This window comes from Methanomassiliicoccales archaeon (assembly GCA_026394395.1).
In the GTDB taxonomy this organism is placed as follows: Archaea; Thermoplasmatota; Thermoplasmata; order Methanomassiliicoccales; family UBA472; genus UBA472.
In genome coordinates, this window is record JAPKYK010000002.1 from 31,336 (window position 1) to 54,053 (window position 22,718).

Annotated in this window: 20 protein-coding genes; 9 read left to right on the forward strand and 11 right to left on the reverse strand. The window is 61.6% G+C overall.

Features of this window, described 5'->3' with window-relative positions; all coding sequences use genetic code 11:
- Complete coding sequence (locus NT131_02525; GenBank protein ID MCX6650519.1) at positions 1-636, forward strand: iron-sulfur cluster assembly scaffold protein; 636 nt, start codon at positions 1-3, stop codon at positions 634-636.
- Here the strand turns inward: NT131_02525 and NT131_02530 are convergent, their stop codons facing one another.
- Both NT131_02530 and NT131_02535 read right to left on the reverse strand, forming a co-directional pair.
- On the reverse strand, positions 637-1,737 hold the full coding sequence (locus NT131_02530) for a hypothetical protein (protein MCX6650520.1): 1,101 nt from the start codon (positions 1,735-1,737) through the stop codon (positions 637-639).
- Positions 1,738-1,901: 164 nt separating this feature from the next.
- Positions 1,902-2,444, reverse strand: coding sequence for a hypothetical protein (locus NT131_02535; GenBank protein MCX6650521.1), 543 nt, complete (start codon positions 2,442-2,444; stop codon positions 1,902-1,904).
- An 80-nt stretch (positions 2,445-2,524) separates the two neighbouring features.
- Here NT131_02535 and NT131_02540 point away from each other — a divergent pair, with 80 nt between their 5' ends.
- Positions 2,525-3,646, forward strand: coding sequence for a hypothetical protein (locus NT131_02540; GenBank protein MCX6650522.1), 1,122 nt, complete (start codon positions 2,525-2,527; stop codon positions 3,644-3,646).
- A gap of 47 nt (positions 3,647-3,693) precedes the next feature.
- Positions 3,694-4,086 (forward strand): hypothetical protein, encoded by a 393-nt coding sequence (locus tag NT131_02545; GenBank protein ID MCX6650523.1) that lies wholly within the window; start codon positions 3,694-3,696, stop codon positions 4,084-4,086.
- On the opposite strand, the gene NT131_02550 is transcribed toward NT131_02545, so the two are convergent.
- Positions 4,087-4,863: a dihydropteroate synthase gene (locus tag NT131_02550; GenBank protein MCX6650524.1), complete on the reverse strand. Its 777-nt coding sequence runs from the start codon at positions 4,861-4,863 to the stop codon at positions 4,087-4,089.
- A 185-nt stretch (positions 4,864-5,048) separates the two neighbouring features.
- Between NT131_02550 and purH the strand changes: the two genes are divergently transcribed.
- Together purH and NT131_02560 are read left to right on the forward strand one after the other, a co-directional pair.
- On the forward strand, positions 5,049-6,602 hold the full coding sequence (purH, locus tag NT131_02555) for a bifunctional phosphoribosylaminoimidazolecarboxamide formyltransferase/IMP cyclohydrolase (GenBank protein ID MCX6650525.1): 1,554 nt from the start codon (positions 5,049-5,051) through the stop codon (positions 6,600-6,602).
- Between the two features lie 73 nt (positions 6,603-6,675).
- Entirely contained in the window at positions 6,676-8,589 is a 1,914-nt protein-coding gene (locus tag NT131_02560) for an ASKHA domain-containing protein (GenBank protein MCX6650526.1), read from the forward strand.
- On the opposite strand, the gene NT131_02565 is transcribed toward NT131_02560, so the two are convergent.
- Positions 8,579-9,271 (reverse strand): radical SAM protein, encoded by a 693-nt coding sequence (locus NT131_02565; GenBank protein MCX6650527.1) that lies wholly within the window; start codon positions 9,269-9,271, stop codon positions 8,579-8,581. The genes NT131_02560 and NT131_02565 overlap by 11 nt on opposite strands.
- A 176-nt stretch (positions 9,272-9,447) precedes the next feature.
- On the opposite strand from NT131_02565, the gene NT131_02570 reads away from it, so the two are divergent.
- Together NT131_02570 and NT131_02575 are read left to right on the forward strand one after the other, a co-directional pair.
- Positions 9,448-10,479, forward strand: coding sequence for a hypothetical protein (locus NT131_02570; protein MCX6650528.1), 1,032 nt, complete (start codon positions 9,448-9,450; stop codon positions 10,477-10,479).
- Positions 10,476-11,234 carry an AAA family ATPase gene (locus tag NT131_02575; GenBank protein MCX6650529.1) on the forward strand — a complete coding sequence of 253 codons (759 nt, stop codon included), beginning with the start codon at positions 10,476-10,478 and terminating at the stop codon, positions 11,232-11,234. Before NT131_02570 ends, NT131_02575 begins: the two co-directional genes overlap by 4 nt.
- Here the strand turns inward: NT131_02575 and NT131_02580 are convergent.
- The 4 genes from NT131_02580 to acsB all read right to left on the reverse strand — a co-directional run bounded on the left by NT131_02580 (position 11,191) and on the right by acsB (position 16,995).
- A complete protein-coding gene (locus NT131_02580; protein MCX6650530.1) occupies positions 11,191-11,640 on the reverse strand; it encodes a fibronectin type III domain-containing protein in 450 nt (149 codons plus the stop codon). The genes NT131_02575 and NT131_02580 overlap by 44 nt on opposite strands.
- 73 nt (positions 11,641-11,713) lie before the next feature.
- Positions 11,714-13,039, reverse strand: a complete 1,326-nt coding sequence (gene acsC, locus NT131_02585; GenBank protein MCX6650531.1) for an acetyl-CoA decarbonylase/synthase complex subunit gamma — start codon at positions 13,037-13,039, stop codon at positions 11,714-11,716.
- Positions 13,039-13,989, reverse strand: coding sequence for an acetyl-CoA decarbonylase/synthase complex subunit delta (locus NT131_02590; protein MCX6650532.1), 951 nt, complete (start codon positions 13,987-13,989; stop codon positions 13,039-13,041). Before NT131_02590 ends, acsC begins: the two co-directional genes overlap by 1 nt.
- Positions 13,990-13,998: 9 nt before the next feature.
- Positions 13,999-16,995: an acetyl-CoA decarbonylase/synthase complex subunit alpha/beta gene (acsB, locus tag NT131_02595; protein ID MCX6650533.1), complete on the reverse strand. Its 2,997-nt coding sequence runs from the start codon at positions 16,993-16,995 to the stop codon at positions 13,999-14,001.
- Between the two features lie 157 nt (positions 16,996-17,152).
- Here acsB and NT131_02600 point away from each other — a divergent pair, with 157 nt between their 5' ends.
- Positions 17,153-17,734: a PRC-barrel domain-containing protein gene (locus tag NT131_02600; protein ID MCX6650534.1), complete on the forward strand. Its 582-nt coding sequence runs from the start codon at positions 17,153-17,155 to the stop codon at positions 17,732-17,734.
- Between the two features lie 100 nt (positions 17,735-17,834).
- Entirely contained in the window at positions 17,835-19,136 is a 1,302-nt protein-coding gene (locus tag NT131_02605) for a pitrilysin family protein (protein MCX6650535.1), read from the forward strand.
- On the opposite strand, the gene NT131_02610 is transcribed toward NT131_02605, so the two are convergent.
- Genes NT131_02610 through NT131_02620 form a run of 3 tightly spaced genes read right to left on the reverse strand, consistent with a single transcriptional unit; the run spans position 19,133 to position 22,698 of the window.
- Complete coding sequence (locus NT131_02610) at positions 19,133-19,636, reverse strand: hypothetical protein (protein MCX6650536.1); 504 nt, start codon at positions 19,634-19,636, stop codon at positions 19,133-19,135. The two genes, NT131_02605 and NT131_02610, sit on opposite strands and share 4 nt — an antisense overlap.
- Positions 19,633-21,141, reverse strand: a complete 1,509-nt coding sequence (locus NT131_02615) for a pyruvate/oxaloacetate carboxyltransferase (protein ID MCX6650537.1) — start codon at positions 21,139-21,141, stop codon at positions 19,633-19,635. The genes NT131_02610 and NT131_02615 overlap by 4 nt, the downstream gene beginning before the upstream one ends.
- Before the next feature lie 9 nt (positions 21,142-21,150).
- Complete coding sequence (locus NT131_02620; GenBank protein MCX6650538.1) at positions 21,151-22,698, reverse strand: acyl-CoA carboxylase subunit beta; 1,548 nt, start codon at positions 22,696-22,698, stop codon at positions 21,151-21,153.
- Positions 22,699-22,718: the final 20 nt, after the last annotated feature.

A 22,718-nucleotide genomic window follows, 5' to 3' on the forward strand; every position in this document is an offset into this window, starting at 1 on the left:
ATGCCATTGCCGTACAACGCCATCGTGATGGAGCATTTCAAGAACCCGCGCAACGTGGGAAAGATGGAGAACCCGGACGGGAAGTCCACCGTGGGCAGTCCGGCCTGCGGAGACATGGTCTCTGTCTACATAGAGGTGGACGAGAAGACCAAGGTGATAACGAACGTGAAGTTCGAATCGTACGGGTGCGCGTCCAACATCGCCACCGGTTCTATCATAACCGAGATGGCCAAGGGCAAGACCTTGGAGGAGGTCAAGAAGATCACCTGGAAGGAGGCGTCGGACGCCCTCGGCGGATTACCGAAGATCAAGTCGCACTGCTCGGTGCTCGCGGTGGAAGGGCTGCGCGACGCCATCACAAACTACGAAGAGAAGCACGGCCTGGTCGTAGAGAAGGTGCCTACAACCTTGGAGGTCATACGGCGCCGGCTGAAGAACGTGCTGAACCCGTTGACCGGGCTGGACATCGTACGGACGAACCTGGTGACGGAGATGGGGATCAAGGACGGCGTGGTCACCATACGTGTCGACCTGCCGGAGGACCACCAGTTCGCCAACAACATCAAGGACGAGATAAAGGAGAAGATAGAGAACATCTGGGACGTGACCCGGGTGGACCTCTTCTTTAAAAAGTGATCAGCCGCCCAGGAATATGACCAGGGTCAGGAAGGCCAGGTAAAGCATACCGCCGATGAACAGCCCGGACATCTTGATCTCCCGGTGCGAGGATTCCTTATACAGGATCACCGCGGATATCAGGGCTATCATCATGCTTATGCCCTGCAGCATCTGGGCGGACTGCGACCAGTCGATGGTCCACTCGGTGAAGATGACGCCGATGGTCACCGGGATACAGCTCTGGAAGACCATGGCCCCGGTGATGTTCCCGATGGCGAAGGTGTCCTTTCCCTCCCTGATCCACAGGAAGGAGTTGAACTTCTCCGGCAGCTCCGTGGCCACGGGCACGATGAGGATCGATAGAATGAGCGGGCTGAGGCCGATGGCCCCCGCCAGCGACTCGATCTCTCCCACGAACATGTTGGCGCCGACGATGATGGCGATCAGGGCCAAGGCGATCTGGAAAAATATCATGGGCGTGGATGGTTCACCGGTGCGGATGACGCTGTCCAGACCGCGCCCCACCGGGTCCTCCAGACAGGGTATCTCATTGCCCTCGCGATCGAAGCATTTCTTGGCGATGCGGTCGCAGTACAGACCGTCGACCTCATCATCGGCGCAGGTGTCGCCCATCTTCATGGCGTTGTAGACATAGAACACGTAAAGGCCGATCAGTCCGAACCCCAGGACCACCTTGGCCAGGTGCAGCTCGGCCGGCACCAGGGCCGCCAACACGGCCAGGGCGTAAGCCCCGATGAAGAACTTGAGGTCCCTGCGGATGAGCCTCCCGTCCACGCGCAGAATACCAACCCCCCGCCTCTTGCGGAAGACCAGGACGGCCATTCCGCACACGAACAGGGCCAAGGTGGCCAGCATGAACGGGGCTCCCAATATGGCGCCCACGCCGATCGCCCCGCCCGCTCCGCTGTCGTTCAGGAAGAAGATGGCTATGATGGGTATGACCGTCTCCGGAAGGGCGGTACCTACGGCGGCCAGCACCGAGCCGACCGCCCCCTCGGAGAGCTCGAAGCGCTTACCGGCCCACTCCACACCGTTGGTGAAGAACTCGCACCCGATGAGGATGATGGCGAAGCTGAGAACGAAGGCTATGATGTCCATGGGGGATTGAACACGGATTCCGCTCCGTCTAATAAAGCTAATCTTGGAACGAGGTCGGCCTCAACGACGATCCAACCGTTCCGATGTGCGAAAACCATCCCGACCATTTCCGATGATGGTCGAAGGATATTCGCATCAGTGGTCGACCTGTATAGGTCTATCTCTCAGCTCCCTCCAGCCGCCGAGGCTCCTGCGGCGGCGGCCGCGTCCTCCGAGGCCATGACCGCCAGGTACCAGCATAGGGTTATCAGGAGCGCCAGGTCCCGGTTGTTGAGGCCGGCAGGGAATATGAGCACGTCCCCCGCATGCTTGAAGGCCGCCCATTCCTTCCTCAGCTTGAACATCGATTCGCCGCGCTGGTCCGTGACCTCATAATCGAAACGGGTCATCCCGGAACGGGCGAAATGGTACCTTTGCCCGTTGGTGAAGAGCAGGTCCCCGTTCCCCGACCAGTCCAGGGTGAGCTTGGCCAGTTCGACCTCGAACTCCTGCCGGCGCACAGTGATGTTCGGATGGAGGAAGCCACCCCGCTTGAAGGTGTACCTGCCCTCCCGAGACGACGACAGTCCCATGGACCGGAAGGCCTGCGGCCATTCGAGGGTGGCGTAGGCCTTCTCTCCGGATATCAGTCGGTGCCACCTCTGGGTCCATTTGGGCTGCTCCCAACGCAATACCGGAACGTCGATGCTGCCGAACTCGCCGGTCATGACGATACCATTGACTAGTTAGGTAATTATTTTGTCCGCACCGCAGGTTGCAAATACCTCCTGCTTCCCTGCCATGAATCATGACCGCCGTGGAAAACCAGTTCGCTCCGATCGACGACAAATGGTTCGATGAGGCCAGACAACGCTTCGCCTCCCCCTTCATAGGCACCAACCATGGCCATGTGCCCGTGGACCCCATGATGCTGTCGCACGCCGCAGTGGCCAGCGGTCACACCATACGCGAGTTCTACGAAAACCCCGAGCTGGGGTCGCAATGCGTAGCTTCCATACAAGAGCTCTACGACCTTCTACCGATTACGCACTGGTACTTCTCCCTGCCCTGGTTGACCGAGCTGGGAATGGAGGCCCAGTACATGGACTACATGCCTCCCGTCCCCAAGGCCCCTATAGTCTTCGACCCTTCCCAGGTCGACGAGCTAGTGGTGCCGTCGAAGGAGGAACTATCCAAGGGCTGGACCATAAACCAGCTGTTCCGGGGCAACGACTACACGGAGAAGCACTTACCCAAGATGTTCTCCCCCATCGCCATCGCCACCGACCTCACCGGCAGCGGGGCCCAGCTGTGCGGGGTGGAGAACTTCATCATGTGGACGATAACCCAACCGGACCTGGCCCATAAGCTGGTCCGAGCCTACATGGAGACCGCGGCCATCGGCGCCGGGATAATCGCCGACAGATACGGCACGGCAGCCATCACCACCGGTTCCGTGCTGGGCAACAACGATATCTTCTCCGACGAAGCGGTGAGGGAGTTCTCCGGGAAGTACCTGAACGAGTTCGTGCTCAAGTGCTTCGAGAACGGCGCCGGCCCGCAGGTGTTCTATCACCTTTGCGGCAACCACGAGACCGATTACAAGGTGCTCAAGGAAGAGATGGCCTGGTCCCCCATGACCATCGTCCACGTGGGATACCAGGGCCGGGAGGTGTTCCCATCCGACCTGTTGATACAGGAGTTCGGCGGCTATGCCACCTGCATGGGGGCGGTGGACACCAAGCTGATGCTCAATGGCACGCCTATGCAGGTCTACGAGCAGGCCAAGATGCAGTTGCTGAAGGGAAGGAATTGCTCTTCCGGCTACATACTCGGGACCGCTTGCGAAGTGCCGCCCTACACTCCACCCGGGAACATACTGGCCCTGAACAAGGCCGCCAAGGACTTCGGAACCTACGGAACCTGGTGATAAATAATTTCATTATCTCGCGCCATAATCCAATCGTTGGTGGGTGTGTGGAGAAGAGCGATTACGATCTGCCATTAGAGGTTGACGAAGTAGTCGTCCAAAACCCATCCGATGAGGAGCACCGAACCAAGGAGCTCAGACTTTTTTTCTCCATGATCTCGATTGATTACGATGACCCGAACAATTACCTGACCACCCATGGGATCAACCTCATGGGTGACGAGCACATCAGCCGGAAGAGCAAAGGCTCATTCCAATTTCAGAGCTACCTGGTCTTCATCTTCGCAACCATCATTTTCGGACTAGTGGCGATAGTGGGGTTCAACTCGTCATATCCGGTCCGGGGATTGTGGACGTTGCTGGTCTATCTCATCATCATCCTTCCCCTGGTAGCCCTGTATCTGTGGGTCATGTGGCCGCCCGCACCGTTCAGAGATTGATCAGGCCTTCAGGAAGTCGTCGCAGTACAGCTTCTCCGCCCGCAGCATCTCCCCAGCCTTGATCAGTTCCATCAACTGGGCGTCCTGGACGTCAACGATGGCGGCGTTGAGCCCAGCCCCTATGAGCATTCCCAGGTAGGTACGGTTCAAAATGCCTCTTTCCTTGGATCCGTTGGAGACGTTGGAGAGGCCGACCACGGTGCGCGGCGCCGGGTCGTTCAGTGTCTGGAAAAGGTGCATGGCCTTAATGACCTTCATGGCCTGGTCGGGAGCGGCCTTGATGGGCATGACCAGCGGGTCCAGGTAGAGCCGGTCGGGCATTATCTCGTGCTCCATGGCCGTGGTCATCATCAGCATGGCCATCTCGGCGCGCGACTCGGCGTCGTTCGGGACGCCGCGCTCGTCCATGGTCAAACAGATCACGTCGGCATTGTGCTCCCGGGCCAACGGAAAGATGGCCTGCATCTTCTTCACCTCGGCCGTGGTGGAATTGATGATGACCTTGTTACGGCAGGCTCGGACCCCGGCAGTCATGGTCTTGACGTCAGGGGTGTCGATGCATAACGGCAGGTCGGTCACTTCCTGAACGATGCGCACCAGCCAGTCCATGGCCGCCGGGCCGTCGTCCCTTCCCGGCCCCACATTTATGTCCAGGGCTTGAGCGCCGCATTCGATCTGCTTCAGGGCGTGCTCGTGTATGAACTCGGCGTCCCGGGCGTCTATGGCCTTGCCCACCGCGGTGAACAGGCCGTTGATCCTTTCGCTGATGACCAACATCTTCCTTCGGACGGCTATCGTCTGACGGTGTTTTAAGCGTTCCCGAAGAACGGCCTTCCGATGAACTGGGTCAACACTAGATACCGCCGATCGCATTCGTCCATTGTCGTTATCTTTATTACGAAACGGGCAATATACCTGTGGCATACTACTTCGGCGGTGTGCTTCACGCTGAAGGAATTCACATGGTCAAGATCGAAAGGGCGGTTGTGAGCGTCTCGGACAAGGAAGGCATAATCGATTTCTGCAAAGCTCTCAGCCACATGGGCGTAGAGATAATATCCACCAGGGGCACGGCCAAGCTCCTGGCGTCCAACGGGTTGAAGGTCACCGGCATCTCCGAGTTCACTGGCTCCCCGGAGATGATGGACGGACGGGTCAAGACGTTGCACCCGGCCATATTCGCCGGGCTTCTGGCCAGGCGCGATTCCCCGGAGCACATGCGTCAGCTCAAGGAGGCCGGACTGAAGCGCATCGACATGGTCGTGGTGAACCTCTATCCGTTCAAGCAGACGGTGCTGAAGGACGAGAACGACCTGGAAGAGATAATCGAGAACATCGACATCGGCGGACCGTCCATGATTCGCGCCGCGGCCAAGAACTCCGATTCCGTGGCCGTCGTGACCGATCCGGCCAGGTACGCCGAGCTGCTCCAGGAGATGCAGGGGAACAGTGGAGACCTGTCGCCAGCCACTTTGCGCTCGCTCATGCTGGCCGCTTTCCGTTCCACCGCCTATTACGATTCCCTCATCGCCGCGCATTTGGGCGGGGCCTTCGGCGACACCAGCTTCCCGGACACCTACTCCATGGGCCTGGAGAAGCGACAGGACCTGCGCTACGGGGAGAACCCGCACCAGACCGCCGCCTTCTACGCGGACCCGTTCGTCAAGGGCGTCTGCGTCTCCCGCTCCGAACAGCTGCACGGAAAGGAACTTTCATACAACAACATATTGGACCTGGAGTCCGCGCTGGAACTGGTAAGGGAGTTCGAGCGGCCCACGGCCATAGTCATCAAGCACACCAACCCCTGCGGGGTGGCCTCCGCGAACAGCATCTCCTCGGCCTTCGTCAACGCCTTCAACGTTGATCCGCTGGCGGCCTTCGGTTGCGTCATCGGGTTGAACCGGAACGTGGACCTGGTCACGGCCACGGAGATATCCGGGCACTTCGTGGATTGCGTCATCGCCCCCGGTTTCGACAAGGACGCGCTGGAACTGTTGGAGAAGAAGAAGAACATCCGTTTGCTCAGAACGAATGCCCCCATCACCCCCGACGCCTCCCCGGAATGGAAGATGAAGCGCATTAAGGGCGGGCTGTTGGTGCAGACCAACAAGAGCGTCAGCATCACCCCGGCGGACCTCAAGGTCGTCACCAAGAGGGCGCCCACCGAGGAGGAGCTGCACGGCCTGTTCTTCGCCAACAAGGTCTGCAAGCACGTGTGGTCCAACTCCATCATACTGGTCAAGGGCGAGACCGTCGTCGGTATCGGCGCCGGGCAGATGTCCCGCGTCGACTCCTCCATGATCGCGGCGCACAAAGCCGGGGAGAAAGCGAAGGGCAGCGTGATGGCCTCGGACGCCTTCTTCCCCTTCCGTGACGGCATTGACACCGCGGCCCAGGCCGGCGTGACGGCCATCATTCAGCCAGGCGGCTCCATACGCGACCAGGAATCAATTGACGCTGCCAACGAGCACGGTATGGCCATGGTGTTCACCGGTGTGAGGCTGTTCCGACACTGAGCGCCGCATCGACACGTTCATCCTCGGGGCTGGCAAGGAACATTAAATAACGCCTGAGAGGATTCGCTTGGGGATGAGTCCCCAGATAACCTTCCATCCCAAGGGCCGGACCGTGGAGGTCCCACAGGGCACTAACCTCCTCGAGGCGGCCATACTGGCCGGCGTAGAGGTGAACAGCGCCTGCGCCGGAAAAGGTGTCTGCGGACGCTGCCGCGTGGTGGTCGAAGGGCCGGTCGATTCATCGCCTTCCAACAAGATCACCGAGGAGGAGTGGGCCACCGGATACCGCCTAGCCTGCCTTTCCAAGGTCACCGGGGACTGCACCGTATTCGTCCCTGAGGAGAGCCAGCTGCAACCCATGAACATCGTAGGCGGCAAGGTGAAGAACGAACTGAAGGCACTTTCCCCGTTGGTAAAAGGAAAATACGTTCAGATGCGGAAGCCGACCCTGCAGGACAACGACGGGGACCTGGAGAGGCTCTACAAGGCCCTGGGCATGGAACCTGGGGCTCTCGGTTTTCCTCTTCCGCTGCTCAGGTCGCTGCCCCGGGTGGTGCGCGAGAGCGCCGGGGCCGTCACCGTGTTCCTCAACGGGGACAGGTTCGTGGACGTCCGTCCCTGGAACGCCCTCTCCCGGGCCTACGGCGTGGCCATCGACATCGGTACTACCACGGTAGCGATGCAGCTGGTGGACCTGAGCACCGGGGAGATGATCTCCCAGGTGTCCGATTACAACAAGCAGCTGATCTACGGGGAGGATGTACTCACCCGCATCATGTTCGCCGAGGAGCAAGGTCTGGAACGCCTGCGCCACCTCATCGTTGACACACTGAATCACATGATCGCCCGACTGACCACCATCGGCGCCTGCGTCCCCAAGGGGAAGAAGGTCTGCGCCGAGGAGATAGTCGCCGTCATCGTGGCCGGGAACACGGTCATGATACACCTGCTCCTGGGTTTGGACCCCAAGAACATCCGTCACGACCCGTACGTGGCCGTGACCAATCTTCCTCCGTCCTTCACCGCTGAGGATCTGGGGCTGAAGGTGAATTCCCTGGCCGCGGTGCACCTGGTGCCCGGACGGGCCAGCTACGTGGGCGGTGACGTCATCGCCGACGTCGTGGCCAGCGGCATGGCCGAGAGGGACGAGGTGTGCCTGCTCATCGACGTGGGCACCAACGGCGAGGTCGTGCTGGGGAACAAGGAATGGCTGCTGTCCTGCTCGGCCTCCGCCGGCCCGGCCTTTGAGGGCGGGGAGGTGGTCCACGGCATGCGCGCCGGCAACGGCGCCATCGAGAAGGTCTCGCTGCGCGACGGCGTGCAGATCCAGACCATAGGCAACGACCGCCCCAAGGGCATCTGCGGCTCCGGCCTCATCGACCTGTTGGCCCAGCTCTTCATCACCAGCGTGCTGGACAAGAAGGGGCACCTGCAGGACTCCGAGCACGTGCGGGAAGGGGAGTACGGCCGGGAGTTCGTGCTGGTCTACTCCAAGGACGCCCAGAAGGATGGGTATGACCTTCGTGCAACGGGAATGAGCTGCTGCCCTATTGACAAGGTGGAGAGGCGCCGGGACATCACCGTCACCGAGGCAGACATCGCCAACGTGATACGCACCAAGGCGGCCATGTACGCCGCGGCGGAGGTGCTGCTGGACACCGCCGGCATAACCTTCACCGACCTGGACCGGGTGTACATCGCCGGAGGTTTCGGTCACCACATCGACCTGGACAACGCCGTGGCCATCGGGCTGCTGCCTGATCTTCCGAGGGAGAGGTTCACCTTCCTGGGCAACGCCTCCCTGGACGGGGCCAAGTTATGCCTTCTCTCAGACGAGAGGAGGAAGGAGGCCATGCGGGTGCACAAGGCCATGACCTATGTGGAGCTGTCGACGGACCAGCGCTTCTTCGACCGCTTCTCCTCGGCGTCCTTCCTGCCGCACACCGACCTAGACCGCTTCCCCTCGTTGAAACAGGTCAGAAGATGACGTCGAAGCCGTTGCCCCGCACCCTCACCCGGGGGATGTGCTTCCGGGCCGCGCGCTCCATCTCCATCATCGTCTCCTGTGACGGTCCAGGACTGGTCTTGCTGCCGTAAGGCATGTCGCCAGGGTTGGACAGGAACTGGGTAAGGAGAAGTTCGTCCGCGTGCCCTTTGAGGTCCAGGGCGATCCTCTCCACCTTGGCGGCATCATACTCGTCCGGTATGACGCGCAGCGTGGCCCGGATCTTCTCGCCCTTCAAGATATCCAAAGTCCTCTTGGTCTTCTCCAGGTGCTCCTTGGATTTGGCCAGGTCGTAGCTGGTTAGCCGGCTGAACGTTTCCGGGTCATCTAGAGGTGACTTGACCTCCAGCACGTAGCGGGAGATCATGCCCTTGGTGGAGGCGACGAAGTCCGGGTCGAGCGCGGTGGTCTTGAGCAGGACCTCCTTCCCCCGCTTCTTCAGTATGCGGATGAGGTCCAGGGCGTCCTTGCCGTGTAGGGAAGGCTCCGTTCCCCCGATGAAAACGCTGCGTATGTCGTTATCGGACATGGCCTTCACCACGGTATCCAGATCATGGTCCCGGAACGCCGCCGTGGTGTGGGAGCAGTACTTGCACTGCATGGGGCAACCGTAGAACTCCACCGAAGCGTTGGGCTTGGCCCGGTTGATGGTGATGAGCCGCATGCCGAACATATTCGCCGAAATAGGAAATAATGTTTTCCCGGCAGCGTTGATAAAATCGCTCGTCTCTCCATGGGCGCGAACCAGGGCGCGGTCCAGAAGGTGTTCGACGATAGGACATCGTTCTCAGCCATCAAGACCTCGAAATGATTTAATAGCGCCTCGGCCCACTTTGGGGCATGGCCTGGAACTGTGCCGCCACCGGCATCGGGTCGCTGCCCCACAAAGATCCCGCAGAGGCAGTGGAACTGGTGCTCTCCCGCATGGAGGAGGTGCCGTATTGGCCTCAGCTTCCGTCGCTGGGGTTCGGGGAGAACATGTACGCCCAGTTCTCCACCCGCCTCCCGGGGGTCAAGGTGGACGCTCACTGGAAGCGCATCTCGGTGGACCTGGACGATTACGACCCGGAAGAGTTCTACATCGCGGTGGTGTCCGAGGATGTGGGGCATTTCGCCCATGCCCCCCAGGACTTCCACGGGCTGTACGCCCTTTTGGCCGCTGTCAAAGGAAAGAGGTTCAAGGCAGTCAAGGGACAGGTGACCGGACCGGTGAGCGCCGGACTGCAGGTGCTGGACCAGAACGGGAAGCCGGCGCTGTACGACGAAGCGTACGGCGAGATCATCCGCCGCAACCTGAACATGCAGGCTAAATGGCAGGTGGCTAAGCTGAAAGAGGTCACCGACCGCCCGTTGCTGTTCCTGGACGAGCCTTCGCTGACCCTCGTAGGCACTCCCTTCGTATCACTATCTCCGAAGCAGGTGGTGGACTGGATAGACGAGGTCCTGGACGGGGTGGACGCGCTGAAAGGATTACACTGCTGCGGCAACACCGACTGGCCCCTGGTCCTCTCCACCAAAATCGATGTGCTGAGCTTCGACGCCTACAACTATGCGCACACCGTCTCGCTGTTCCCTCAGGAGATCTCCGCCTTCCTGGAACGGGGCGGGGCCATCGCCTGGGGGCTCGTACCGAACATGGAGGAGCATATCGCCAAGGAGACGGTGGGAACGCTTCTGGGACGCTTCGAGAAGGCCTTGGACGAGCTCTCCCGCAAGGGCCTGGACCCCGAACTGGTGCTGGAGCGCTCACTGATCACCCCGCAGTGTGGGCTGGGCGGGTTGGACGTGGCTCAAGCGGAAAAGGTGCTCGAGCTCCTCAACGGCACTGTGGCGGCCGTCAGAGAACGATACGACCTGGGCGGGATGTCATGAGCTTCCTCCTGGCCGTGGCCGGGAAGGGAGGCGTGGGCAAGAGCACCATCTCCTCGCTGCTGGTGCGTTCGCTATCACAGAAGGGAAAGGTACTGGCGGTGGACGCCGACCCCAACAGCAACCTCGGACTGAAATTGGGCATCGAGGTGCCCGGCACGGTGGGTGAGATCCGTGAAGGTCTATTGTCCAAAGGAGGCGAGCCGCCCCGGGACATGAGCAAACAGGAATACCTCAAGCTCAAGCTCAGGCAGATATTGGCCGAGGGCGAGTCCGCCGACCTCCTGACCATGGGCCGCCCGGAGGGTCCGGGCTGCTACTGCTACGTAAACAATCTTCTGCGGGTCTTCGTGGACCAGCTCATGGACGATTATCAGTACGTGGTGATCGACAACGAGGCGGGCATGGAGCACCTGTCGCGGCGGACGGCGAGGGACATAGACCTGCTCCTGCTGGTCTCCGACGCCACCCAGGTGGGAATATCCACCGCCCGGCGCCTTTCGGACCTGGCCGACGAACTGGGGCTGAAGGTGAAAAGGAAGCTGTTGCTGGTGAACGGCGTCCGGGACGGCCAGGAAACGGCGGTGTCGACCCTTGCCCAGGCCACTGGCCTGTCCTTCATGATCACGCACGAGGACGAGGCGGTGCGAACGGCCGCTTTGACAGGGGCCTTTTTGAAAGGCGATGGGCTACTGACGAAAGAGCTCGACCCGGTCATTCGGAGCCTTTCCCCTTCCAATAGGCGAAAAGAAGGGTGACCACGACCACGCTCAGAACGACGGTCATGATCAAAGTTGAATATTCATCCGAAGGCGGGGGCACTTTCACTATCTGGCTCCAATCCCCTTCGCCGTCGGTGCCGTTGGCGCTGATCGCATAATAGTAGGTGGTTCCACGAAGCACCTCCGAATCATACCCGGCAGTGAAGTTGGCGTCCACGGTGTCATATAGTTCCAGATGGCCGGGGTCGGTGCCCCGGTAGACGTTGTAGCACAGGACGGTGACGTTGTCTGCGGGCGCCTCCCAGGACAGGTATATGTGCGCTCCATCCCGCTCGGCGACGAAGTTCATCGGTGCTCCTAGCACCGCCTCCGCTTCGACCAAAGGCGAGGCCGTCATCAGGAACAGGAACAAGATAAGGCCCAAGGACACCGCGCGCAGCACGTCAAAGCATGCCCTACCCTCATCTAAATGATTTCTGGGCGACGACTCGGGGTTCACAGGAATAGGCGTTCGTTCAACTCAGGGACCTCAGGAACTTGGGGATCCCTGACGATTCCTTTGGACCGACGATCACCTGCAGCCCGGTGGCCTCGTTCAGCTTCACGCTCATCCTGGCCACCATGCCGGGTATGACCAGCACGCCCTTGTTCGAGCGCCCCTTGGCCCCGCTGGCCTCCAAGGCCTTCTTCACCGTCTCGGCGGTGAGCTTGCCGGCGGAGAACGACGTCAGTACGGAAAGCCCTTCGGTGTCCACCACCTGCAGCCACACCGGTATCTTGCTCTTCTCGATGTCCGAGAGGACGGTGAAGTAGGTGAGGGAGAAGTTGGTGGTGAAGAGCAGCGGCGCGTCCGGACCGGGGTTGTTCACCGGGTAGAGGTCCGCCTTCACCTGGATGGGGACCTGCGGGTCGGTGAATATGTTCTGGCGCAGCACCAACAGCGGCAGGACCTGCGAGGCCGGAAGCTCTTCGAACGTTAGAACGCTGCCGTACTTCATGACCGCGGTCATGGCCATGAGCATACCGTCCTTCCCGATGGGCATGCTCAGGTAGATAGGGTAACCGAGGCCGCGGAAGGTCTTGCGTATGGCGCTGCGACGGATGATGGTGCATCTCTCCAGCATCTCCTTCATGTTCCCCGGCAAAGGGTCCAGCACCAGGTCTTCAATACCCTCTTTGCGCGCCATCTCGACCATATCGGCCAGCTGTCCGAGGTCATCGGAGCTCAGGACCAGGGGGCACCCGGACGCCTTGGCCGCCGCGGCCATCTCCTTGACGTTGTTAGCGTTGGCGCCGTGCAGCAAGGGCCGGCGCTCCTTGAACTTGGTCGCCGCCGCGGCCATCACAGTCGCGTCCTGGCAGCACAGGATCATAGGCCAGTCAGTAAGCTTGCCGACAATGTCGACGGCCTGAACGAACCTATCCGCGTTTCCGGTGCGACATTCCACCTCCACCGCATCCAGCTTGAGTACCTGGCCCACCCTCTCGAAGCGCAGGGAGCGGGCCTGTTCGACCTTCTCCTCTATCTTCTCCGCGCTGAGGTCGTCCGTCACCCGCAGAGCGAAGGCCGTGGGATGGAAGAAGCGCTTGTCATGCCGGTACAGCTCGGTCTCGTCGCCCATGTCCACCACGTTCTTCCCAGCGCCGAAGCGCACCAGACGGATGGGCGGGGCCGAGGAGCTGGCCAGGGCGTTCCTTCCCGCTTCGCTAAGATAAGGGCAGTCGTCCAGCTTGGCCTTGCTGTTGGCCAGCTGCATGGCGAACGCCAGGCAAGTAGGGTACTTGCACTCGCCGCAGTTCTTCTTGGGCAGGTGCTTGAAGATCTCGATGGCCGTGGGCATCAGCCCTCACCCCCCAGTCCGAAGGCGGCCTGGCGTGCGAGTTCCAAGGCCCCCGGATGCCCGAGGATCAGGATGTCCGCCCCGGACAGCATGGCGGCCAGGGCGGTGGTGGCTTCCCACCATATGCCCCGCTCCAGCGTGTCGCCGGCCTTGGGCACCTCGTCCGTAGCCTCCCGGGCCTTCCAGGCCGAGGTGCAGTCGCAGATCATGGGCACCTGCAGCATGCTGTCGCCGGCCAGCGCCGAGATCCTTATGCGCTCGTTGACGGAATAGGAATATTCTAGGCCCATGCCGAGGGCGGCCATGAGCGGGTCGACCACGATGTCGCCCTTCTTGACCCCGAAGTCGGTGAGCAGGATGACTATCTGCTTGGCCAGGTTGATGTCCAAGTTCGAGAAACCGATGACCGCGTGGCCGTTGGCCACGGCCGCGGCCGCCGCCGACTTGTAAACGGTCTCCGTTGCCTGACCTAGCAGCAACCGTTCCCCTTTGGTCCGCTCCCCCACCCTCTCCAGCACCTTGGCGTCCTTCTCTTCGTGCCCGCTGCCGTAGACGATGAGCGGCAGCTCCATCGCTTTCAGCACGGCCATTACCGTCTCCGCGGCGCTCTCCGGGGAGGCATCCTGGCCTTCCGGGTTGGTGGAGACGAGGTGCAGGCAAATGAGGTCGGCACCGCGGACCGCCCAGGACCTGGCCCAGCTGACCGGGTCCTTGGCGTCGCTGCCGAAGGCCTCCTGGACCGCTTTAGGGACGTCGTCCAGGGCATCGGCCACCATTCCGGCCAGGGCCACCTTGCGCCGCGTGCCGTCCTCGAAGGACAGGAAAGGGGCGCCCTTATTGCCGCCCAATCGCACCGGTCTTCGCGAACCGCCCTTCTCCTGGAAGCTTCCGAGCTCCAGCTCGCCAATCGAACCCGTCCACTTCTCCTTCGGCACCGGCACTTGCGTCATCCATACACCTCAAAGCAACGGCGGCATCCTCAGCGCGGGATGGTCCACCTTGATCATCCAGTTCATCAGGCCCTCGGCGTCGGTGACGCTGGTCTCGTCCGCCACCTGGTCCAGGAAGCCTGGCGTTCCCAATTCCCTGGCCCTATTAATAAGCTCTTCCCTCATGGACTCCTTGAGCGCGGAGGGCATCCAGGCGATGCGCAGGAACCCGCCGTCCCCGGAGATGAACTTCCTGGAGATCAGGTAGCGGCGGCCGACCCCGATGAACCCCGGGGTCTGCTTGCCCCCGCCGATGCTCCCGGCCAAGGTGGAGAACTTCATGCCCACGGGGGTCATCTCGGCGAACTCCCGGTTGACGACGATGACCGATTGCATGTCCGGGCTCATGGCCACGATGACCTCGAAGCAGCCGCAGGAGGTCATGGGGTCCTCCATCATGCTGTAGGCGCAGAAGCGGGTGAGCTTCCCCCGGGTGAGGGCGGTCACCGCCTCGTTCACCCCTTTCCACGATCCCTTGGTTTCGTCCTCGACCTCCCTCTTGGCTATAGGCTGGTTCGGTCCGGATGGCACGATCTCCTTGCCGGTCTTGGCGTCCAGCCAGTTTATCGCTCCGCACAGCCCAGGCCGCTCCGGGGTTATCACGCACACGTGGTCCGGGGCGAAGGACTGGCACATGAGGCACGAATAGAAGGTGTCCACGCTCTCGTCGGTCAGCCCGGCCATACGCTCCTCCCTCTCCTGGTACGACTTCATTGCCTCCGGTAACCGCTGTTCCAGCTCCTTGTCGTCGGTGACGATGGTCACCTGGACCCGCGAGACGATGTTGCCGAACTCCTCCTTGAGCTTGGTGACCAGGATACGGCCCAAGTGCTCCAGGCGGAACCCGGCGCGGTAGGCCTTCTTACTGATACGCACCCAGTTCATGTTGCGCTGACCGGTGTGCCACACGCCCTCAGCGAAGTTCAGGTACAGGTGGATGCGCCGCTCCATGACCGACTCGAAGTCCGCCTGCATGCGCTTGCCGAAAACGTCCACCAGGATGGCCAATGGGGACTGGGACCCCTCGGGCAGCTGGTCCACCTCCGGACCGATGACCCTGATCTCACCGTCCTTCACCTCCTCCTCCGGCCGGCTCTTCAGCAGCTCGAAGGCCGGGGTGCGCCCCCCTCCCGCCTCCAGATAAGTGTCCGGGCGGCGCACGGTCTCGCCCTCGAAGGCCGGGCCAAAAGGCACCGGGATGTCCACGACGGTAACGGCGGTGCGGATGTCCCGCGATTCCAGGCCTCCCTGGAGCATGTCCGCCGGCTCCTTGTGGAACAGGAGGTCCGGTACGCCTTCAACGAACTGGTCCGTGACAATGGGGACATGATGTATCAGGGCGGCCAAGGCCAAGGAAGCCCGGGCGGCGTCCAGCGGTCCGTAGTGCAGCACGAAGGCCTTGGGCCGCTTGGCCAGGTAGGCGGACAAGCGCTCCGCGTCCCCCTTCTGCACCCCGCCGAAGGACAGCGCCGCTCTGGTCACGAAGTCCAGGGCGTGCACCAGCTGGGTGAAGTTGCCCAAGGGGTACAGCATCATGCCCAGCCCCATCTGCACCTCGTTCTCCTGCAGCACCCGGACCACCTCGTCCGCCGCCAGGACCAGCATGCCCCGGGCCTGCAGCTCGCGCACGGTGGTCACCAGCTGCTTGTGGTCCTTAGGCATGCCCATCAGAACCGCCGCCCCGGGGATGGTGTCGTCCACGAAGGCTAGACCGAGCTCGCGCAGCACCTTGTCCGGGACAAAGCCTACGGTGGCCGTCCCGGTGTGCGGATCGCCGTCAAGGTAACGCAAGACTTCCAAGGCCTCGGCGCTCACCAGCGCCGCCTTTCCCGCCTCCAAGGCGTCCCCCAATCCTCGGCCCGAGGGCAACGCGGAATGCCTCTTGACCACATCCAGAAGTTCCGTCAGGGTGGTGATCTCCGCCCCGTCCCAACCGAAGATGCACGGAAGGCGGTACGCGGTCTCCGGGTATTCCACCGGGGCGTCACCCCTCCGTTCTATCGCAGAGAGCAAGGCCACCCTGGCCAGAGCGGTCATGAGCTCCGCGCCCATGAATCCTATGGCGATGACCTGGGTGTTGCTGACCTGGGCCGGCGCCGGCGGATTGTAACGGTGGGGAAGCCCGCAGACCCACCTTCTCCTTTCGATCTCCCGGGCCAGCTCCTCCTCGTTAAATAACAGCGTTCCGCCGAACAGGTCCCGGCTGACGTTCACCAACAGCTCCCTGACCTTCCCTTCCATCGCCACGTTCCTGAGGACCACCGGGCAGCCCATGAGCACCTGCCATAGCGCCAGCCCCAGGTTCTCGGTCCTCAGTCCTATGGGCAGCTGTGTCGCCGGCATGCCCAGTTCCCTGGATAGCTCCCGGCGGGCCTGGTTGAAAGCGGCCAGCGTCACTGGGAGGTCCCCCTCGATCAAAGTTCTTACGCCTTCGATATCCACTAAGCGCGAGGCGCTTCCGCGGTCCTCCATCATCAGACCCCGGCACACGCCTTCCCTAAGGTCCTGCCGCAGGGCTTCCAGCCCCTCGACCTCATCCCGCCGGCCGTCCACGGCGTATCGGCAATAGGTGAGCATGAAGATCGCCAGGGCCTCGCGCAGGCAGAGCAGGAGGTCGTAGGCCTCCCCGGCCGGGACCCCGTCCAGCGGGGCTAACAGACCGACCTGCTCCCAGGCGCGGCGCTCCCGCAGGGCCACAGGCTCGACGCCCGCGGCCTTGGCCAGGTCCCGTCCCAAGATATCCATTCCGATGCCCAGGTCCGCCTTCCACAGGTCCTCCGGGCCCAAGACCTCAACCACTCGGCGCACCAGGTCCGAGATCCCCGTTCCGGATTCCAAATGCTTCACCGAGTCCAGGCAGCTCCGCCGCTCCTCTCGCAAGGTCGTGAGAAGGTCATGCGCCGTCAAGGGTCCGGACTGGATGGTGGGCTGGGTCAAAGGCATCTCTCCGATAACTGACAGGACCATCGAGTTCCCGCCGATATAAATTTGTAGTGCCGGGGTCTGGCGTGAGAACACGAAGCACGCTTTCACTTCGTTCTCCAAGGAAAGGGCTCATTTCTCGACAGAAGCGTCAGGACGATAGAATTATTATCGACCCGACCGCTAATCGCCTAGGGAGAATATGTCGGGACTCGAGGACATCGTGGGCAAAGAGGTCATCAGCGCGGATGCCAAAATCATCGGGAAGGTCGAAGGTATCACCGTAGACTCGGACACCTGGAAAGTGCCGGCGATAAGGGTCATCGTGCGCAAGGGCAACGAGGCCGCCCTCAATATCAAGAAGAAGGCCATAGGGACGCAGAAGGTCCACGTGGCCACCCCGCAGGTCTCCTCCGTCACGGACACCGTGACCCTGGCGGTCAAGATGGAGCAGGTCAAGGATGTGCTCATAGAGGACAAGAAGGTGCCCCTGAACGCCGACAAGATGATCAACAAGAAGGTCGTGGCCCAGGACGGCACGCAGGTCGGTTACCTGGACAACGTCTATTTCGAAAGAAGCAAGAACTGGGAGGTCACCAAGATAGGCATCAAGCTGGACAAGACCGCCAAGCAGACCTTGTTCATCAAAGGCGGGGCCACACCCTCGGCCCAGATAACCCTCATGACCAAGGACGTCAGGAGCGTGGGTGACATGATCATGCTGCGACTGGACATGGAAAGTATCAAGGACTATCTGAACAAGAAACAGGTGTCCAGGAAGTAGAAGGCGGTCCGGCCGCCGTTCTTTATTTCTTAATTTTTATTCCCGCAGGTCCCGAAAGCCTGGCGACACGCATATCAGCAAGATTGGCGATAGAGCAGTCGTGAAGAGCAAAGGGAATGGCGGACGCGGCGTGGAGCAGAAGATCGACACAGGCACCACGCCTGGCGGAATCAAGGTTATAGTGGAGAGCATGCCCCAGGTGCATACCGTGGCCCTCTCGGTCACCGCCACGGTCGGCTCCCGGGACGAAAAGCGCAGCGAGTCTGGCGTGTCCCATTTCTTAGAGCACATGCTCTTCCGGGGGACCAAGACCAGGGACTTCCGCGAGATCAACGAGAAGATCGAAGCGTCCGGCGGCTACCTGAACGCCTACACCACCCATGAGTTCACCTGCTTCTTCACCTTCACCATCGACGAGTCGCTTAAGGTCGGCGAGGAACTGCTTTCCGACGTATTCCTGAACCCGCGCATGGACCCTTCGCTGGTGGAGCTGGAGCGCAGCATCGTCAAACAGGAGATCGGTATGCACATGAACGATCCCACTTCGCATCTGCACACCAGGATGGCCGAGGCCATGTACAAGGGCAACCCCTTGTCGCGCCCAATTCTGGGGATGGCGGAGAGCCTAGATACCTTCACCTCGGACTTTTTGCTGGAGTATCATCACGCCCATTACCATCCCCCGCACGTGGTGGTCTGCGCGGTCGGCCGGGTCGACCTGCAGAGAGTAATGGATTGGGCCAGCCGGTTCGACGACGTCGCTGGCCAGGCGGCCAGGAAAAGGCGCATCGCTCCTAAGCAGAACGTGGGCACGCACTTCTTCGTCAAGGGCGACGATCGTGCCTACATCGGGGTCGGCACGCCGGCGCTCCCGGCGCCGGACGAGATGGCCATGGCCCAAACGATGCTGACCACGGTGCTTTGCGGTGGGACCTCCTCTCGCCTCAACCACCGCATAAGGGAGATGGAGGGGCTGGTCTATTCCATCGGCATGTACCCGTACGCCTACCAGGACTGCGGCTCCATAGTCACCTATTGCTCCACATCCATGGAGCATGTCCCGCGGCTGTTCGATTCCTTCGGCCAGGAGCTCTCCCGTTTCAAGCGCGAAGGGCTGGAAAGGGATGAGCTAGACAAGGCCAAGAACATCCTGAAGGGCTCATTGTTGCGCAACGCCTGCCGCCCGGACCAGAACATGAGCACCTACCTGCACCACTACCTCGACACCGGCAAGGTGCAAGGCATCGAGGAGCAACTGAGCGAGATCAACGCGGTGACCGAAGAACAGGTCATGAAGGTGGCGCAGGACGTACTGCTCCGCAAGAAAGTGTGCACCGCCATCTGCGCCGGCGAGGACATGCGGGCGGAGATGACGGAGGCGGCGGACTCCTTAGACTTCTAAGGCTCCACGACCAGGAGCACCTGGCCGCCCTCGACGGTCTCTCCGGCGCGGACCTTGATCTCTTTCACCTTGCCGGCCACCTCGGTCTGCACCTCGTTCTCCATCTTCATGGCCTCCAATACCAGCATGACCTGGTTGGCCTGGACGGCGTCGCCGACCTTGACCTTGACCGACATGATCTTGCCAGGCATGGGGGCCAGCACGGCGCCTGATGCGCTGCCTTCCTTACCGCCATCCTCGGACTCCTCCAGCACGATATGCTCGATCTCCCGCACCTGCTGCAGCTTCAGCTCCATGGTCCGGTCATCGACCATGACCTTGGCCCCGGTCTCAAGGTCCCCCTCGATGACCATCGGCGCGGCCTCGCCGTTGACCTGGACCTTATCCTCCTTGACTATACACTTGAAGACATGGTCCTCGATCTCCACGCGATAGTCGCCGCCGTTCTTCTCTACGGTGACCTCGTACTCCTGCCCATTTACGGTCATACGCAGCTTCACAGCGGCCACCCCCCTTGGCCCAAGGCCTCCCGACGGGCGGCCAACTTCCAGGCGTCGGCGGTGCCAGCGGTGGGCGTCTTGTCCATGGCGTGCTTCTCCGTGGAGCGCATGTAGAGCACGGCCACCGCGGCCAGGTCCTTGTAGTTCACGCCCTTCTCCATCATCTGGCGGTGCTTGAAATAGTCCAGAGCGACCTGGGGGAACAGGGCGTACGACAGCACGTCCTCCTCGGAGCAGGACACGTGCTCATTGCAGGCGTACTCCTCTACCTGGGCGCACAGCTTCTCGAACTCCGGCTCCAGCAGGTCGGCCGGGCGTACGGTGATGGGCTTCTCGTCCCCGATGATCTTCTTACGGATGGCCGGATCGATCTCCGCGGGCGTTTTGCCGTAAAGGCCGCGGACCAGGTTCTTGGTCTCGTTGGTCACCATCTTGTAGCGCTCACCGGTGATGACGTTAAGGACCGCCTGCGTGCCCACGATCTGCGAGGTCGGCGTGACCAGCGGAACATGCCCCAGGTCGGCCTTCACCCGGGGCACCTCGTCGTACACGTCGGTCAAGCGGTCCTCCTTCTTGGCCTCCCTCAGCTGGGAGATGAGGTTGGAGATCATGCCCCCCGGTATCTGATAGACCAGGACGTTGGTGTCTATGCCGGAGAACCCACTCTCGAAGGCGTGATACTTCTCCCGCACCGTCTTGAAGTACTCGGCTATCTCGGACAGCTTCTTGAGGTCCAGGCCGGTGTCGTACTCCGTGCCGCGCAGCATGGCCACGATCGCCTCTGTCGGCGGCTGGGAGGTGGCCAGGGACATGCTGGAGATGGCGGTGTCAATGATCTCCGCTCCAGCCTCCACCGCCTTCATGTACGTGCCCGTGACCATGCCGGAGGTGGCGTGGCAGTGCACGTGCACCGGCAGCCCGATCTCCTCGCGCAACTGCTTGACCAGCTCGTAGGCGTCCATCGGCGCCAGCAGCCCGGCCATGTCCTTTATGCAGATGGTGTCCGCCCCCATCTCCTGCAGCTTGCGGGCGAACTTGACGAAACCGTCTATGGAGTGCACCGGGGATATGGTGTAGGATATGCTGGCCTCTACGACCCCGCCGTACTTCTTCACGCAGCGTATGGCCATCTGCATGTTGCGGTAGTCGTTGAGCGCGTCGAAGATGCGGAAGACGTCGATGCCCCGGCGGCAGGCGTTCTTGACGAACTTCTCCAAGATGTCGTCAGAATAATGACGGTAGCCCACGATGTTCTGCCCCCTCAGCAGCATCTGGAAGGGGGTGTTGGGCATGACCTTCTTCAGTTTGGTGATGCGTTCCCACGGATCTTCGCGCAAAAAGCGCAGGCAGGTGTCGAACGTGGCCCCGCCCCACATCTCCACCGACCAGTAGCCGATCTCGTCCAGCTGGGGGGCGATTGGCAGCATATCCTCCGTGCGCATCCTGGTGGCCAGGAGGGATTGGTGCGCGTCGCGCAGTACCGTGTCGGTGATCTTGATCTTCATGCTCATCCCTCACAGCGGCATGTTGCCGTGCTTCTTGGCCGGGCGGGCCTCGCGCTTGCGGTCCAGCATCTGCAGCGCCTCGATAAGGCGCATACGGGTGTTGTTAGGTTCGATGATGTCGTCCAGGTATCCGCGCTCGGCGGAGAAGAAGGCCGAGGCGTACAGCTTGCGATACTCGGAGATGAGAACATCCCTCTTCTCCTGGGGGTCGTCGGCCATGATCAGCTCCTGCTTGAACACGATGTTGATCGCTCCCTCCGGTCCCACGATGGCTATCTCGGCCGTCGGCCAGGCCAAGTTGACGTCGGAGCGCAGGTGCTTGGAGGACATGACGCAGTAGGCGCCCCCGATGGCCTTGCGGGTCACCAGCGTCACCTTGGGGGTGCTCGCCTCCGCGTAGGCGTACAGCAATTTGGTGGCGTCCCGGAGCAACGAGGTGTTCTCCTGCTCTACGCTCGGCATGTAGCCTGGCACGTCGACCAAGGTGATTATCGGGATGTTGAAGGCATCGCAGAAGCGCACGAAGCGCGCCGCCTTGAGCGAGGAGTTAGCGTCGAGCGTTCCGGCCAGCACCATAGGCTGGTTGGCCACGATTCCGACGGCCCGGCTGTCCATGCGGGCGAAGCCGATCACGATGTTCTTGGCGAACTGCTCCTGCACTTCCAGGAACTCGCCCTTGTCCACGGTCTTGCGGATGACCTCCTTCATGTCGTAGGGCTTCATGGGGTCCTCAGGGATTATGGTGTCCAGGGAGTCCTCCCTGCGCTCGGGGTCATCGCCCATGGCCTTCTCCGGCGACTGCTCCAGGTTGTTGCTCGGCAGGTAGCAGAGCAGCTTCCGCACCTGCTTTATGCAGTCCATGTCGTCCTCGGCCACGAAGTGTGCCGAACCGGAGCGGGTGGCATGAACGCTGGCGCCGCCCAGCTCTTCGAACGTCACGGTCTCGTTCTGCACCGCCTTGATGACGTCAGGACCGACCATGAACATGTACGATTTGTCCTTGACCATGAACACGAAGTCGCAGAGCATGGGGGCGTAGACGCCGCTTCCGGCGCAGGGCCCCATGACCATGGCCACTTGAGGTATGATGCCCGAGGCCAAGGAGTGCCTGAGCATGACCTCACCGTAGCCTGCCAGGGAATCGACTCCCTCCTGCAGGCGCGCGCCTCCCGAGTCGAAGAGGCCGATGACCGGGCAGCCGGTCTTGACCGCCAGGTCGATGACCTTGCAGATCTTCTTGGCGTGCATGCGGCCCACGGAGCCGGCGAAGACGGTGAAGTCCTGGGCGTAGACGAACACCTGCCTTCCCTCGATGGACCCGCGCCCGGTGACCACGCCGTCGCCGGGCATCTTCTGCTTTTCCATGCCGAAATGGTACGCCTGGTGGGAAACGAAGGTGTCCAGCTCCACGAAGGAGCCGGGATCGAGCAGGGCGTCCACCCTCTCGCGTGCGGTCATCTTGCCCTGATTGCGGTGCATCTCCACGCGTTCGGCGCCACCGCCGGCCCTGGACCGCTTCTTCATCTCCCGCAGTTCCTTGACCTTGTCCTCGCCCATGGTGTTCCCCCATTATTCGT